The 15,023-nt window shown below is 56.8% G+C and carries 20 protein-coding genes; 14 read left to right on the top strand and 6 right to left on the bottom strand.

What is annotated here, in order from left to right:
- Positions 1-74 precede the first annotated feature (74 nt).
- Positions 75-272: a hypothetical protein gene (locus CFBP5499_RS30280; protein WP_158523340.1), complete on the top strand. Its 198-nt coding sequence runs from the start codon at positions 75-77 to the stop codon at positions 270-272.
- Between the two features lie 53 nt (positions 273-325).
- Here the strand turns inward: CFBP5499_RS30280 and CFBP5499_RS28475 are convergent, their stop codons facing one another.
- Positions 326-553 (bottom strand): hypothetical protein, encoded by a 228-nt coding sequence (locus CFBP5499_RS28475; RefSeq protein ID WP_080831225.1) that lies wholly within the window; start codon positions 551-553, stop codon positions 326-328.
- A 379-nt stretch (positions 554-932) separates the two neighbouring features.
- Here CFBP5499_RS28475 and CFBP5499_RS28470 point away from each other — a divergent pair, with 379 nt between their 5' ends.
- Both CFBP5499_RS28470 and CFBP5499_RS28465 read left to right on the top strand, forming a co-directional pair.
- On the top strand, positions 933-1,112 hold the full coding sequence (locus tag CFBP5499_RS28470) for a hypothetical protein (RefSeq protein WP_080831223.1): 180 nt from the start codon (positions 933-935) through the stop codon (positions 1,110-1,112).
- Positions 1,113-1,172: 60 nt separating this feature from the next.
- The gene (locus CFBP5499_RS28465) at positions 1,173-1,436 is read left to right on the top strand and encodes a hypothetical protein (RefSeq protein WP_080831221.1); all 264 of its coding nucleotides are present in this window, start codon (positions 1,173-1,175) and stop codon (positions 1,434-1,436) included.
- A 104-nt stretch (positions 1,437-1,540) separates the two neighbouring features.
- On the opposite strand, the gene ligD is transcribed toward CFBP5499_RS28465, so the two are convergent.
- Positions 1,541-2,608 (bottom strand): non-homologous end-joining DNA ligase, encoded by a 1,068-nt coding sequence (gene ligD, locus CFBP5499_RS28460; protein WP_080831219.1) that lies wholly within the window; start codon positions 2,606-2,608, stop codon positions 1,541-1,543.
- Positions 2,609-2,692: 84 nt separating this feature from the next.
- Here ligD and CFBP5499_RS28455 point away from each other — a divergent pair, with 84 nt between their 5' ends.
- From CFBP5499_RS28455 to CFBP5499_RS28405, 11 genes are all read left to right on the top strand, one after another.
- Positions 2,693-2,896: a hypothetical protein gene (locus CFBP5499_RS28455; protein WP_080831217.1), complete on the top strand. Its 204-nt coding sequence runs from the start codon at positions 2,693-2,695 to the stop codon at positions 2,894-2,896.
- Positions 2,897-2,930: 34 nt separating this feature from the next.
- On the top strand, positions 2,931-3,410 hold the full coding sequence (locus tag CFBP5499_RS28450) for a helix-turn-helix domain-containing protein (protein WP_130932639.1): 480 nt from the start codon (positions 2,931-2,933) through the stop codon (positions 3,408-3,410).
- Positions 3,407-4,210, top strand: a complete 804-nt coding sequence (locus CFBP5499_RS28445; RefSeq protein WP_080831213.1) for a hypothetical protein — start codon at positions 3,407-3,409, stop codon at positions 4,208-4,210. The genes CFBP5499_RS28450 and CFBP5499_RS28445 overlap by 4 nt, the downstream gene beginning before the upstream one ends.
- 663 nt (positions 4,211-4,873) lie before the next feature.
- Positions 4,874-6,781, top strand: coding sequence for a ParB/RepB/Spo0J family partition protein (locus tag CFBP5499_RS28440; protein WP_080831209.1), 1,908 nt, complete (start codon positions 4,874-4,876; stop codon positions 6,779-6,781).
- Positions 6,782-6,850: 69 nt separating this feature from the next.
- Positions 6,851-7,033, top strand: a complete 183-nt coding sequence (locus CFBP5499_RS28435) for a hypothetical protein (RefSeq protein WP_080831206.1) — start codon at positions 6,851-6,853, stop codon at positions 7,031-7,033.
- Between the two features lie 621 nt (positions 7,034-7,654).
- Complete coding sequence (gene repC, locus CFBP5499_RS28430) at positions 7,655-8,935, top strand: plasmid replication protein RepC (protein ID WP_080831203.1); 1,281 nt, start codon at positions 7,655-7,657, stop codon at positions 8,933-8,935.
- Positions 8,936-9,021: 86 nt separating this feature from the next.
- Positions 9,022-9,438, top strand: coding sequence for a thermonuclease family protein (locus CFBP5499_RS28425; protein ID WP_337729471.1), 417 nt, complete (start codon positions 9,022-9,024; stop codon positions 9,436-9,438).
- Between the two features lie 402 nt (positions 9,439-9,840).
- Positions 9,841-10,170, top strand: a complete 330-nt coding sequence (locus tag CFBP5499_RS28420) for a DUF736 family protein (RefSeq protein WP_080831201.1) — start codon at positions 9,841-9,843, stop codon at positions 10,168-10,170.
- A gap of 120 nt (positions 10,171-10,290) precedes the next feature.
- Positions 10,291-10,494 carry an antitoxin VbhA family protein gene (locus tag CFBP5499_RS28415; protein ID WP_080831198.1) on the top strand — a complete coding sequence of 68 codons (204 nt, stop codon included), beginning with the start codon at positions 10,291-10,293 and terminating at the stop codon, positions 10,492-10,494.
- Positions 10,495-10,549: 55 nt separating this feature from the next.
- Entirely contained in the window at positions 10,550-11,638 is a 1,089-nt protein-coding gene (locus CFBP5499_RS28410; RefSeq protein ID WP_371507066.1) for a Fic/DOC family protein, read from the top strand.
- A 233-nt stretch (positions 11,639-11,871) separates the two neighbouring features.
- Positions 11,872-12,753, top strand: a complete 882-nt coding sequence (locus CFBP5499_RS28405; RefSeq protein WP_080831195.1) for an ArdC family protein — start codon at positions 11,872-11,874, stop codon at positions 12,751-12,753.
- On the opposite strand, the gene CFBP5499_RS28400 is transcribed toward CFBP5499_RS28405, so the two are convergent.
- From CFBP5499_RS28400 to CFBP5499_RS28385, 4 genes are all read right to left on the bottom strand, one after another.
- A complete protein-coding gene (locus CFBP5499_RS28400; RefSeq protein WP_080831193.1) occupies positions 12,750-13,268 on the bottom strand; it encodes a helix-turn-helix transcriptional regulator in 519 nt (172 codons plus the stop codon). The genes CFBP5499_RS28405 and CFBP5499_RS28400 overlap by 4 nt on opposite strands.
- A gap of 222 nt (positions 13,269-13,490) precedes the next feature.
- Positions 13,491-13,886 carry a hypothetical protein gene (locus tag CFBP5499_RS28395; RefSeq protein WP_080831191.1) on the bottom strand — a complete coding sequence of 132 codons (396 nt, stop codon included), beginning with the start codon at positions 13,884-13,886 and terminating at the stop codon, positions 13,491-13,493.
- On the bottom strand, positions 13,883-14,317 hold the full coding sequence (locus CFBP5499_RS30275; protein ID WP_080831190.1) for a hypothetical protein: 435 nt from the start codon (positions 14,315-14,317) through the stop codon (positions 13,883-13,885). Before CFBP5499_RS30275 ends, CFBP5499_RS28395 begins: the two co-directional genes overlap by 4 nt.
- 4 nt (positions 14,318-14,321) lie before the next feature.
- Positions 14,322-15,023 (bottom strand): ParA family protein, encoded by a 702-nt coding sequence (locus tag CFBP5499_RS28385; RefSeq protein ID WP_080831188.1) that lies wholly within the window; start codon positions 15,021-15,023, stop codon positions 14,322-14,324.

Raw genomic sequence — 15,023 nt, 5'->3', positions numbered from 1 at the left:
TGCGCGATGCACTCGGCGGTTCCTGCCGTATTCGAGCTTTGCGATTACGCACAACCACCAAGGAGGATCACCTCATGAAAACGCTCGTAACCTTCTGCCAGAAAACCGGCCGCCGCCTTCGCCAGTTCATCAACCGGCAAATCGCGAAGTTGGCCCACAAGGGCCAACTTAAAATCTCCATCGCCGTCATGCTTCCGCTCATCGCCAAGGTCGAGGTGAGCTATCAGGTCGAACTCGATGGCAAGGCCGGAAATGCAAAATTGCCTCAATGAGGCAAAGCCGCGCCCCACGGGCGCGGCTTTTCTGTCGTGATCCCGAACGGCAACTACCGATCGGCGGCCTCCGGCGCACGAGAAGGCGGTGTTTCAGGCTTAACGAACGTAGCTTTCATAAAGATGCTGAACGCCCCAAGCTGGATATCGTTGGGTTTGAATAACGCGGTGTATGAGAAGGCCCAAACGGCGAGGATGAATAGCGAACTTGCAACAGTCGCTTTCAACCACGCGATCGCTTGAGCCAAGACGGATTTCCAATCCATATCGGCCTCGATCATGTGTTTGAAAGCGCTGCGTTCGCTGACCGCTCATGGCCGAAATGACTGGTTTCTCGGCGGAGACGGCTGTCATGAGCAAGTTATCGGCTCTGACGCGTAGACAACACTTTGTTTCTGCACTGCACTTTGTTGGCCGTCCCGATGCCAGTCCTCGGCACGACTCCCCGTATTCGGGGCCGTTGTTTAACGAGCGGGAATTTTGCACCGCGCTCACCCATGGATTTCGGTAAGAGGCTTTGGAATTTCAAGGGCTATCAGATGAAATGTCCGCTTTCGGACAGCCCCTAGATTTCTAGGGGCACCAACTTACTTTTGAGGGATGACTAATTTTCCAAAGCCCCCGGCTGGTAGTGCTGAAAACCGGCACATTGTTTGTCAAATGTCTGTTGAGACGCCATTGCAGGATTTGGTAGAGGATGCAGTGCAGCGCGGCTGGACAGACGCGGAGGTATTGGCGGCGATTATCGAGGTCGCTGATAACCTCATGCTGGCTTCAAATTCGAATGCCGATCTGGAGGAACTTATTGCCTCTGTCCGTAAAAACACCCCGAGAACCTAACACTTTTGCTATTGGACCCCGGCTACGCTCGCTGCCAAGATGGGTAAAACAGGAGACCGTATGCCAAAACTGAAGACCGCCGCTGACGTGCCGCAGCTCGTTGATGCCCTAATCGATGCCAGTCCTGATATCGCGGCGATCGGTGACGACATGTTTTGCGTGATCGATCTCGATCGACCTGACGCCAATGCAAAGATCGAGGCCATACTAGAGGAATTCGGGCCGCGCGATCACCTGTTGCTCGATATTGTCGCGTGCCTGAAGAACAGAGGCCGGTTCATTTCGCTTGACCGCTGGCCCGCCGAAGCCGGAACCATCCATTAGGCGCTGTCCGGCCGTGACGCATAAGGGGGATGGGGTTCGCCACGACCGGAGGAGAGCCACGTCATTATGTCGTGGAGCCTGATTTCATTATCGGATTGCAGGCGTCACAAGCCTTCGTCAGTCTCATCACCCTGAAGTGAAAAGATATCCCCTGCATCCGCCTCTTCACGAATGCCTTTGAATGCCGCATGGCGCAGCTTTCGGTCATTCGTCCAACCGCGAAATTCAATCTCGGCAATCAGGCCCGGCGCGGTCGCGACGCGCCCTTTGCCGAACCGGATCGGCGAGACCTTCGTTCGCGCAAGCTTGTCGAGCTGCTTTCGCAGCGACCGCGCCTGCGCTTCCCTAAAGCCCGTCCCCACGCTGCCAACGTAAACGTATTCTGTTCCGTTCAGGGCAGCCAGGAGCAGGCTTGCGAAGCCGTCGGGCGCTGCCCTCGAAGGTTCGAAGCCGACGATCGCGAAGCTCTCGCGCTGAACGCATTTAATCTTGATCCAGTCGCCGGTACGGCCAGATCGATACGGCTGGTCCCGATTTTTGCCGATGATGCCTTCAAGACCATGCTTGCAAGCATGCTCGATCAGCACATCAGGATCCGCGTGAAATTCTTCCGATAGCCGAATGCTCCCGGTTTCGCCTTCTAAGAGATCATCGAGAAGATGCCGGCGTGTCGAAAACTCGGTGCCCGTCAGATCGTGCCCGTCGAGATAGAGCAAATCGAATGCAATCATCACGGCCGGTCCTGCCGGCGTTTTACTGCCTCGGCCCCCAAGGGTGGCCTGCAGCAGACCGAAATCCGATCGCCCTTGCTCGTCCATCATGACAGCTTCGCCGTCGAGGATGAACGTCGCCGGCCCAAGCGCAAGCGCGGCCGCTTCGATGCCTGGAAAGCGATAAGTCCAATCATGGCCCCCGCGCGTGAGGACGCGGACCCGGTTCGGCTCCCGATGAACCGCGATCCGGTAGCCATCCCATTTGATATCCCATGACCATTGCGGCCCGCTTGGCGGTCTTGCCGCCAGCTTGGCAAGGCAAGGTTCGATCCGCGCCGGCATTGGGTCAAACAGGAGTTGCGGCTGTTCGGGATCACGCCGCTTCACGCGCCGGCTTTGCAGCGGCGCATTTTCCTCATTCAGGAGCGGTTGCGGCGGTCTGCGCGGGCGCTTCGTCATGTAGCCATTGCAGCAGGGATAACTTAACAACCCATGCTATAGGCTTCTAGATAAACGCAGTGGCAGACCAGAGGCAAAAGAACCATGGCTACGACACAGCAATTATTGGCGCTGGTGCGCGAGATTGCCGATCCATGTGAAACCCTGAGAGAGGGTTTTCATGGCATCGCGAATGACCCGGCCGCAAAACCTGAGATCAGACAGGCCTCGCAGGACATTACCGAGGCAATAGAACGAGTTTTCCAGATTGCCGCTTATATCATGGCAAATACTCGGACCCCTCACTAGCGGGCTGCTTCGCCCGTTGATTGGAAGTCAGCCGGTGCGTATTGTCCGCGCCATGACGACGGATGATTTCGAAAATCGTTTCAAGAACGCCGAATGGGTTTTGAGCGCCGAGGCGGAAGCCAAGGCGGTGGGTTATCGCCAGCGAGCTGAAGCCGCCGATCCCAGTTCCGTGCCGTTCTTCCAAATTGTCGATCTGGTAGACGATATGGAGCCAGTTGAGGGCGTTTTAGAGGTTCAGCAAATCGAGGTCCTTGCGCATCTGACGGCGCTTGCTGACGAGGAAAAGGGTAGGTCCGGTAAACCCTTCGTCTTCGACGACAATGTCGTTCTTAGTGCCGAGCTTCGCCTTAGACCCAGGCAAGTAACACGATCGCTGGAGCGATTGGAAGCTGTTGGCCTGATCACCATCATGGGCGATCGCGGCGGCCGTAGAAAACGCGCAGCTGAAGTGGGTCATTCCAACTGCATTGACCTTCGGATATTGATCGCCAGATACGAGGAACTGAAGGCGTGAGGCTCTATCAAGCGCTCGAGCATTTCAAGGAAGGCAGATATCGGGCCATGGAGCCATGGTCGCCCGGTGTTCTCGACGCCTATGTGAAGCATATTCAGGCCGGTGCGGCGACGTGCGCCGAATTCTCGTTCAGCTTCCTCGATCCGGAGACGGCCGACGATACGTTGCAAACGTTCATCGATTTCTCGAACGAGCTTTGGGACAATCAGATAGCGCCCATACCGCATGATGAATTCTGGATATCCTGGGATCAGAAGATTGGTGCCGAGGTCGTTCACATGGCCGCGCATTGCGAACGTGTCGCCGGCAACGATGGGAAGACCGCCTCTCTCTATGTCCGGACGATGTTCGAAAACAAACATCGCAACGGCGTTATCTTCGTCAACCAGCACGGCCAAAAGGACATCGGCAATCACGAGCTGGTCGTGACGAACGACATGAAAAACGAATCTACCAGAGGCCTTTCCGACATAGGTTTCGAGGTGGCAGCTGCCCTGATCGGCGCGCTTGCCACCCCGCAAGCAATTCGCCGCGAAGAGCCTGCGCCTCATAAGCTCAACAAGCAGCGCCTGCAGAAAGGTCGCGCGCCGATCGGCCCAATGATCGTCATCGATGTTCGGGCCAGCCAGCAGGTCGCGGCGACGAAGCGAGGTGAAGGCAGCTACACCGTCCGGCCCCATTGGAGGCGCGGCCATATCCGCCATTTGCAGGACGGTCGCCTTATCCCTATTCCTCCATGCTGCGTGAATATGGAATCCGGCATTCCCCTGAAGCCTGAATACGTCGTGAAACTCTCCTAAGCGGAACGTTTTTGCGGGGGGAAGTCGGTCCCGGCTCCCCCTTCGGGTCGCTATGCTGAGCCTCCTGTGGCGTCCCTTTTTCCGGCAAAAAGCGTGTCGAGAATTCCCGGTTTCCCGGCCCTGCCTGTCGGCGTGCCGGCGCTATGCTGAAACCTCCGATGTTCTTCAACGTCTTTCTCGGATCCGGCCTGTCGCCGGTTGATCCGAGCGATGCGGGCCATGGGCCGCTCTTCCTCATATGGTCGACCTAGTTGAACTTAGAGCTGCCCGGTAAGCGGAGCGCACATCACTCGGAGCGCAGCGGGCAGATCGATCGGCGGTGAACCGGCTTGCCGGTTCGCATCAAAAGAGGGCGTCCGAGAAGCGGACGCACATTTCATCTTTTCTATCCGCTCTTACGACAGCTCCCCGATCGCGCCAATGGGCAAGCGCGCAAGCGCTGTCGCTCGTCTGGAAAAACGGCTTTCACCGCCTGGGCGGCGAACCTTCCGTGTTTCCCTCCTCCCGACCCATGACCCGCTCTGCGACCTGACGGAGCGGGCTACGCCCTCCCCCTTCGTTCCGCCGGATGTGGGGGCACATCCTGCGAAACGCAGGCAGAGGCTTCGCCCACTGGCGGGGCTTGCTCCCAAGGGAAACGGGAAGATTTGGAGATCGAAACCTATGACCGAGATTATCAGCATCCCCCTCAATAAGCTTGATGCGGACCCGAAGAACGTCCGCAAAACCTACACCAGCGAGACTGTCGAAGCCCTTGCGGCGTCCATCCTTGCCAATGGCGTGGTCCAAAATATCGTCGTGCGCAAAGGGACCAAGGGCCGCTTTCTGGTGACGGCTGGCGGTCGTCGCCGCGCTGCGCTGCTGCTGCTGGCCGAGCGTGGCGATATCGCCGCCGACTATGCCGTCAATGCCATGGTGAAGGCCGAGGCCGACGCGACCGAAATCAGCCTGACGGAAAATGTCATGCGCGAGGGAATGCACCCCGCCGACCAGTACGAGGCATTCAAGGCCATGGCCGACGCTGGCAAGTCCATCAAGGATATCGCCGCCCGTTTCGGTACGACTGAAATCATCGTCAATCGCCGCCTTGCGCTGGCGAAGGTCGCGCCGGTTCTGTTTGAAGCATTCCGCGCCGAGGAAATGAAATTCGAGCAGCTTGCCGCGTTCACGATCACCGACGACCACGCAAGGCAAGTGGAAGTGTGGAACAGCCTCACCAGTTGGGACCGTGATGCGCAAACGATCAAGCGCCGTCTGACCGCCGAGGAAGTACCGGCCCACGACAAGCGCTTGACGCTAATCGGCGGTCTTTCCGTTTACGAGGCGGCAGGTGGGCCGGTTCGGCGTGATCTTTTTTCCGAGAATGGCGGCGGCTACGCTTGCGACAGCGGTTTACTGGAAAGGCTGGTTGCCGAGAAGCTGGAAGCCCAAGCCGAGGCGGTACGCGCCGAGGGCTGGAAATGGGTGGAGTGCGCTTCACAACAGCCCGATATCTGGAGCATGGCGCGCGTGTATGCGCAGAGCGTCGAGCTTTGCGACGACGATCAGGCCAAGCTCGATGCGCTGTCCGTTCGTTACGATGAACTTGCGGCAATCATCGACGCCGAGGAAGACAATCAGGCCGCAGAGGCCGAGTTGATCGAAGTCGAAAACCAGATGGAGGTTTTCCAAAACCGCGAAAAGGAATTTCTGGCCGACGACAAGGCGACGGCGGGAGCCTATGTCACCATCGATCACTACGGCAAACTCTCGATTGTCCGTGGCCTTATCCGTGACGAGGACGTGAAGGCGCAGCCGACAACCGATGCAGCCAGCGACAAGAGGGGTGATGACGCCAAGCCCGAATCTGCGGGCCTGATCCATTCGGCGGTATTGGTCGAAGACCTCACGGCACAGAAGACCGCCGCCCTTCGTGTGGAACTGGCGAATAACCATGGTGTTGCCCTCGTCAGCGTTGTTCACGCCATGCTGTTGAACGTCCTTTACCCCGGCCAGTACGGGGCAAAGGGAATGACGGCTCTGGAAATCAGCACCACGCATCAGCGCCTTGAAGGCTCGATGAAACGGCCCGAAGCTTGCCGCGCTGCTGTCGAGTGGGAACGCATTGCCGAAAACTACGGCCATCAAATCCCCGGCAATCCGGCTGACCTTTGGGAGTATCTGCTTGACCTTCGACAAGACGAACTTTTGGGGCTGCTCGCCTTCGCAGCCGCTCACACGCTGAACGCCGTCGAGACGAAACACAGCTTCCGAAAGGAGGCAATCGCTCACGCTGGCATGGTTGGCCGCACTCTTGATGTCGATATGCGCGAGTGGTTCGAAACAACCGCAGACAGCTATTTCTCGATGCTCAATCGCGGCAGCATTCAAGCGGCAGTTGCCGAGGTACGCGGCGCAGATTTTGCCGCTGGTATCGGCGGCATGAAGAAGGCCGAAGCCGCCGCGTATGCTGAAAACGCGGTCAAGGGCAAAAACTGGTTGCCGTCCAATCTCCGGTTCAAGCCGGAAGAAGCCGTTGAGGCCGAAACACCCGGCGATGATGCCCACAATTTCCCGATGGCAGCGGAATAACCCGCCGCTGCTTTCTGCCGGTCACGTCCCTCCAGCGTGACCGGCTTCCCCATTTTTTGAGGAAATGAAATGTTCGACCGTGCTCCCGATCCGACCAAAGCCGCCGCTTGCTGCTGCCAGCTGATCCAAGCGTATCTTGCTGACCCTGAACATGTGGATTGGTCTGATGTTCAAGCCGCTCTTGATACGGCACTAGATGCCTTCGACCTTCCCCCGTCCTTTATTGAGCAAAACGACATGCGGGCCGCTTGATTCTCCCCAGATCAAGTGCCGCTGCGCCCGCCCTGGCATCGAGCCAAGGCGGGCGCTTTCGCGTTCGCAAATCTACTGCAATTTGGGGGTAATTGTGGGGGCCGATATAGAGCCGGTCGCTCGACGCGCCCGCCTCTTGAGAGAAGGCCCTACCCCCCTCCTCTCAAACTCTCCTCCCCGCCCTGTGGGAAGAAATACCCTAAAAAGGTGGCCGAAGAGGGCAAATTGTACCAATTTGGCAATGTTGATAATTTTGATGAAGACGGCAAAAAGCAATCAAAGCCGTTGATAGACAACGGTTTTGTCCGCTTTTTGCGTTTTTTACGCCGCGTCACGCTAATGGTTTAGGCACCATTGTTGCGCCAAGTTGGGTAATCAGGGTATGTATCGAAATTAACCGGAATCAGATACTGATCCGACTCATACATTCTAACCGAATTTTTGGAGATCACACCGGCCCAGAAAAGAAAAACCGCTCCCCGAAAAAATCTGGAAGCGGTCTGTCAGAGAAACTCTTTAGCACGATCTTTCTCGCAGACCCCCTCCCAAAAGTCAATAAGAAAAACACCATTTCGGTGAACGGCGAAGCTTTGTCTGGTCCCTGACTTAGGAGACGGGACAATGGGGGAAACCCTTGCATATAAGCGGCCAACCGGCCGCAGGATGACGAAAGAGCGAGCTGAGTTCCGGCGACTGGCCCAGTCGACGGAAGTCGGATCGGTGACGCGCGCCCAGTTGGCAGTTTTGTCACAGAACCTGCCTTGTACTGGTCTTGTCACCAGCACAGAAAGCCACCTTCTGACGACGATCATCAACACCGCGAAAGCGGACGCTTTCGACAAGGCGGGACGTCCGATCGTCTTCAAGTCGAACAATCAGCTTGGGTTTGAGATTAACCGCTCACCTGGACGCGTGAGCCGCATCCTGTCGCGTCTGTTCGATGCTGGCCTGATCACCATGCAGGACAGCGCGAATTTCAAACGCTACCCGATCCGCGACGGTGAAGGTGAAATCTCCGATGCCTGCGGGATCGACCTTCGGGTGCTGATCGCGCGATACCGTGAGCTTGACCAGCTCGTGCGGCAGAAGCGCGAGGAAAAGCGCGTCACCGACGCCGCAGCGCGCCGGTTCCGCGATGCGCTTCGTAGCGCGCGATATAGCCTTGTGGCAGCAGCCGAGCAGACAGAGGCCCAGATCATTCGGATGCAAAGCCGTATCGAGCGTATCGCGGCCTTTGTCGGCACAGCCTCTAAGGCCCCAGCCTATGTGCTGCGCAAGGCAGCCGGTTTGCTGGAATGGGTTGTAAGCCGCCTGCATTTGGCTGCGCATGCAGCCGTCGATGTTCAGTTTGATGCTGAAATGACATGCGCGAATGTCGAAAACGACATGCACAAACAGATTACAAACCCCCATCGTTTTGACCTTGGTAAAGATGAAATGCGTTCGGCTACCGCCGAACAACACAACTTGTTTGGAGCTGGCTCCGCCAGCAAGAGGGCTTTTGAGGAAAGCCTGTGGAGAGGATCCGGCCCAGACAAGAGGCAATCGAGCCTGCAGCTTGGATTAGTTGCTCTTGAAGATGTTTGGAGGGCTGCGCCGTCCTTGAGTACCTATTTTGCCGCTGCGCCCCGCAGCTGGTCCGATCTGGCCCGCCTCTCGCCGCAAATTTGCCGGTTGGCCGGCGTGTCGGAGGATGCCCGCCTGCGCGCCGTCGATCGCATGGGTCAGCAGGCCGCCGATGTCGCCATTGCCGTCACGTTCGAGAAATACAGCCGCCAGGAAGTCAGCTCGCCGGGAGGCTACCTGCGGGCCATGACGGACCGGGCCGCGTCCGGCGAACTTCATCTATCCCGTTCCGTTTTTGGGCTGGTTGCCCGCAACTCCATGGAGGCTCTAAATTGATAAGAAACCTCGGTTTTTCGGCATTGCTTGCCGCGCTTTTCATTCAGCAACCCGCCACCGCGGCCGACTATTCGGGCCAGGCGCGCGTGATCGATGGCGATACTTTCAGTATCCGGCAGCAGAGGATCAGGATAGCCGCGATCGATGCCTGTGAGCGCGACCAGAAAGGCTGGAAAAATGGTGCCGAATGGGCATGTGGTGTCGAGGCGCGGCAGTATCTCGCTCGAATGATCGACGGCCGCCACGTTACGTGCAAGGTCATCGACAAAGACCAATACCGTCGCCTCGTCGGTCAGTGCTTCATCCAACAAACGGATATTGGCCTTGAGATGATCAAGGCAGGTCACGCCATGCTGCTTTTGCGATATCTCCCGAGCGGCCACCCGCTCGACCTGAACGCTTACCATAACGCTGAAGGAAGCGCGCGCGAGCGTCGAGCCGGCATGTGGGCCGCCGAGATCGAGGTGCCTGGAACATATAGGCGTGGTCAGCACCAAAACTGACGACCGATCCAACTTGCCGCGTTTCAATTGCCAGTGGGCGTATTTACTTACCCAAATCGGTAACGACGTTCGGGAAAATACCCAGCGTTTTCGGTTGTTTGCCCGCTAAAGATGAATAATATTGGCGCAACTCATAGCGGTAGAGGTTTCAGGTCAAAGGTGAGGTTTGCAATACGCTTTCACGCCAAACTCCTCTGGGGCGGTTGCTCTTGATGCCCGTTCGCACAGCGACGCGGTTTGCGCAAAGCTGGCCTACCGTAAAATTTCCCCGCCTGCGGCTTCCTCGCGAAGCAAATTTTGCGGCCTACCAGCCTCCTACGCTGCGCTCCGGCCTACGGTGCGCACCGCTTTCCGCCGTGCCTTGTGAACGCTCATCGCAACCACCAAAGAGGAGTTTACATCATGAAAATCACCAACTTCATCCAGTTTGACGGCGATAACTTCGATACCGCTTCCGGCAAAGGCCTCATTTCTACCATCGAACGCGACCTGCCGATCACGGCGACCCCATTCTCCTCGTCCCACCCTCTGGCTCCAACGCACCGCGTCTATGCCAAATCTCCGGGCGGCCACGATCTTGAGGTCGGCGGTATTTGGAAGAAAGACAACGCCGAAGGCCGTCCCTACTACACGATCTCGATCAAGCAGATGCGGTTCAACGCGAACCTGGGCCGCTTCCCCAATCAGGATGATCCGACTTTGCAGGCCATCATCGAATGGGAGCAGCGTTGATCGCGCAAGGAAGCCCGGTCGGTGACCGGGCTTCCAACCCGAAACAGGCTGGAAATCCGCTTAAATGCTGGATTTTCGGCCCTTTTCGTGTTAGTTTGAACAGTAATTGGAGATTTGCCGATGAACGTCCATGCACCCCGCCCCGACCGGTCCCCGGAAGCTGTAGCTGCTCGCCAGAAGGCGATCGATCAAGCCCGCGCAGCGAACATGCGACAGGGATATCAGCACGATCCGGTTCTGGAAGAAGCATCTGCCGCATACGTTGCGGGCGATCTGACCCGCGAAGAGTATCGCGCTCGCATCTTGCCGGCGCCAAAGGCGTAAATCGACAGCATTTTCTTTAGGCTTTCAGCCGTCTGCTGACGCAGGCGGCTTTTTCATGGTTGCTTTTATGGCTGAAAATCCCAATCGCTCTTACACCTATCCAAACACGTCCGACGATCCTGACCGTCAAAATGTTCTCCGGAACAAGTTTGGCATCGAATCCAGATCCGAGTTGAGGACGATCGAGTATCGTGCGACGGAAGATCGAATCTCAGAAATTGCCGAAGGTGGCGGCCCTAAAGGTAAATTTGATGCCGCGCACCTGAAGGCAATTCACGGCCATATCTTCCAAGACGTGTACGAGTGGGCTGGACATACACGCAACGAAAGCCCTGTCGTCGATGGCGCGCGCGTCGAACCGATTGGGAATATGGGTAAAGGCGGCTCACAGTTCCTGCATGGCGCTCGAATAGAGATGGGCCTGGACGAGGCCCTGAAACCGATCAGCGATCCAGCGACCATGCGGAACGCCACCCGCGAAGAATTCGTTGAGCGCGCCGCGAAAACTTTTTCCGAATTGAACTATGTGCACCCCTTCAGAGAAGGCAACGGACGCACCCAGGAGACGTTCATTTCCGAACTTGGCCGGCACTACGGCCACGAGCTGGATATGAGTGTCATCACCAAAACCCGCATGATTGAAGCGTCGATTGCTACGCACAATGACCCTTCTAGCCCCGCGATGAAGCATGTCATGGAGGATGCGGCAGACCCCAATCGGCGCGAGGCGTTGCGAGGCGCAATCAACGATCTCAAGGAGGTCGGAGAACAACCGTTCGAGCATTACGTGCGAACAGCGCGACAAGGCGAACAGATCGAAGGCCAGGTGTTCGGCCACGATGACCGTGTTGCAACGCTAGTAACCGAAAAGGGGATTATTGCGGTAGACCGCGCCGACCTACCTGAGCGGATGCCAGCAGACGACGAGGAAGTGAAATTTACTGCTCGCTCCAATTTCCAGACGCTTGGCCGCCAAGAACAGTCGCAGGAATCTCAGGCCCAAACTCGTGAGCCGCCGCAGGCCGAGCAAAAAGCTGATCAACAGCCACAGCAGCAGAACCAGAATGCCGAGCTGAAGGCCGCCGAGGCGGAGCAGGCCGCAAACCGTCAGCAGCAACGTAACGGCGACGATCGGGACCGTTAAGCGTCATTTGCCGTCAGGCGCACTGTATGGCCGTCTCTGGGCCGCGCAGTGCCCTTGCTCCCCTCCATGCAGCCGTCTTCTAGTTCGTTGAGTGATTTGACGGACAAGCTACGACAGCCCCTCCCCCATTCAACCGCTTCGCGGTCCTCCTCTCCGTTTCGGCCCTGCAGGTGCATGGGCTCGATTCGACTGTCTCCGTTTTTTTGCCGTCAACCAACGAACAGGAGACGGCAATGCAGAGCAAGGACACCTACCAGCGCATCACAGACTCCATCATCGCGCAGCTAGAGGCCGGCACCAAACCTTGGATCCGCCCATGGCGCGGGACTGTTGCCCGCTCAGCAGTTCCGATGCGTTCTAACGGCGAGGCCTATCGCGGCATCAACGTCATCATGTTGTGGCTTTCCAGCCAGCTCGCCGGCTACGACGAAAACACTTGGATGACCTATCGTCAGGCGCTCGAAGTCGGCGGCCAGGTCCGGAAGGGCGAGCAAGGAACCCTAGTCGTCAAGTACGGCACCTTCAACCCGAAGGAACAGCAGGGCGAAGACGATCGCAGCATCCCCTACCTCAAGGGTTACACGGTCTTCAACGTCGAGCAGATCGACGGCCTGCTAGACCACTTCAAAAGCCCCGCCGAGGAAACGCCGTTACAGCCAGTTCCGGTCCTCGAAAGCGTCGAGACCTTTCTAGAGCGAACCGGCGCCAAGATCACCTACGGCGGAAAGCATGCGTGTTACCGCCCCGGCCTCGATGACATTCAGATGCCGGATCGCGACAAGTTTCTGAGCGAAGTCCATCTTTACAGCACAGCACTTCATGAGGTGGGCCACTGGACGGGTGCAAAGCACCGTCTCGATCGAGACCTTTCCGGACGCTTCGGAAGTGAAGCATATGCCATGGAAGAACTCGTTGCCGAACTTTCAGCAGCTTTCGTTTGTGCAGATCTCGGTGTCGAGCATGATCCGCGCGACAGTACAGCGACTTACATCGAGAGCTGGCTTAAAGTCCTCAAGCAGGACAAGCGTGCGATCGTTACAGCTGCCGCCAAGGCTCAGGCTGTTTCCGACTTCCTGCACCAGCTGCAGGGTGACGAAAAGAAAAAGGCCGCTTAGCGGCCTTCCTTCTTCCCGGTTTTTTCTGGCTTTCCCGCCTTTTCGGCGGGGTTCTCTTCAGGTGTCATTCTCGCCACGATACCGATAAGATTTCGAACAGCCTCATGCGGGAGGCCACGGATCAAATGGGAAAGCTCCAAATGGTCTTTAGCCTCTTCAGGCGTACGACCGTAGAGATGGGGGGCGGCAGCAAAGAGCATGTCAATTGGCATGAAACCAAGAAGCTCGCACAGATGGATCATGCGAGTTACCGTCATTCGGGAGAACGCGCGCTCATAACGGCCGTAGACAGCTGTGGAGAGGCCTACAATTGGCGCAAACTCAGCGCGGGTTAGATACTCGCTCTCACGGGCGTCCCGAAGGAACGCCGCCAGTTTCGCATCCATTTCCTTAAAGCTCACGATACCTTCGAAACCAGGACGGCGGTAAAGGGGCTTGTCGACCTCTTCGTCTGTGGTCTCGACCAAGCCCTTCGAGCTTTTATATTTAATCAGGTCCCGCGTTGTGTCAGGCATGTATTCTCGGTTCCTACTCCGCTCCATCGCGGGTACTATGACCAAATTATACCAATTTGGCACTATCCATTTTAAAACGATTCGCGGGTCCAATCCCTACCAATTTGGGGGTAGATATGACAATGGTCGAATGTTTGAGAAATGAACCAAATTGGTTGAGCAAGTGCCCGCATTTCGGGCAGATGCCTTGCTGTCTCTGCGAGGTATTTTCTAGGTTCTTCTTTACCTAGTCTTGGCCGAAACCAGAGTCCAATTTTCCGGTTTTCCGCGAAAAAGCCCTTCAATCAGGGCTTCTTCCTTTAGCCAACTAAGTTTTGCCCTCATCTCACAAGCAATGGTATTTTCGCCGATACTAATACACCTATTGACTATAACCGTCGATTGGCTGCCGAAGTTTTTTATATCCCATTTGGATAAAACAAATAGGCCTTGTTTAGCCTCTTCGTCCGTAGGCCAGTTACCCTTATCGGTTACTTCGCCCTCGCCTGTTGCTCGCGCCAGAATGGTGTTTTGCAGTTGGGAAAAATCAATCCCAAGTTGGCCGCTGTGAGGCGCGAGAGCGATGCCGAGGACGCCGCCGACGGCGACGCCAACGAGGAACTTTGCGTCAAGGATCAATAGCCGTTGTCCTTCAAAAACTGGTCGATCGCAGCTTTGAGTATGACCGTCATTTTGACGTCGTTATCAATGGAAGCTCGGCTAAGGCGCTGCTTCGTGTCGTAGTCGAGAGGCACATTGACGAAATGCTTGCTTTCGCGTGCCTTGTTCTGCTTGAGCTCTTTCAGGCGAAGGCGAGACGTTTCGTTGTTCAGCGCCCGTGTTGTCGCCCTTTGACGCTGAACGTTCTCATCTGATGTAATGAGGCCAGCGGCAGCTTTAGGCTCTGCCACGATCTCCTCCACACGTTCTGCAGGGGCTGTATCATTCACCGGCGTGTTGGTGGTTTCCGCAGCGGTCGGAGTATCTTGAACCTGCTGTTCAGCTACCGGAGGCTTTGGCTTGCGTGGTGCGACAGCGAATTCTGTCAGCTTGAGGTCTCTTGGTGCCATGAGATCAGCCCTCTACCTGTTCCTGCACGAATGCTTCGATTTCCTGTTTCAATTCGACGACTTCCATGCGGGCTTTCTTGATCGAATCCGTGAGTTCCAGCATTTGCAGCGTTCCGAAGCCACTCCGGATTTCTCGATAGGGATTGCGCTCAACAAGTTCTGTTTCAAGCAGATGGGAATCGTATCCGCCTTCCTTCAGGTTCTCCACGAACGGACGGATCAGGCGATACGCGGCAAGAGCGCGGGAAGGCATGCTTATCCGCGTCTTGTAGATTAGGTGCGGAATTCTCCGCCCTACCCTATCGCTCGTGTCAGCCACATCCTGAGCGGCCTGACCAGACGCCAAGATTTCGTCCTGGTTGGGTTGGATGGGCGTAATCACGACATGAGAGCCGGCAATGATCGTGTCCCGCGTCACGGTGTCTTGACCCGGCGAGTCCATAATAACCACGTCGTACTTTTCGCCGTCAGTTTCGAGGATGCGTTGAATACCGCCCCCTGTAGCTGCTGTTACGAGAGTGATGCCATCCGGTTGGTTGCCCTTCTCGGTTGAGCGCTTCCACCATTCGTTTAGGTTCTGGCGACCGTCAGCATCGATCAGAAGCACCGACTTGCCCTCAAGGGCGTACTCGCCAGCGAGAAGGATCACGGCGGTGGTTTTTCCAGCGCCACCTTTGCCGCTCACGGCTGAAATGCAGATTGTCAT

The sequence above is a fragment of the Agrobacterium tumefaciens genome, assembly GCF_005221325.1.
GTDB lineage: Bacteria > Pseudomonadota > Alphaproteobacteria > Rhizobiales > Rhizobiaceae > Agrobacterium.
The sequence above is the reverse complement of the archived record's forward strand: the minus strand, read 5'-3'. Positions and strand labels throughout refer to the sequence as shown.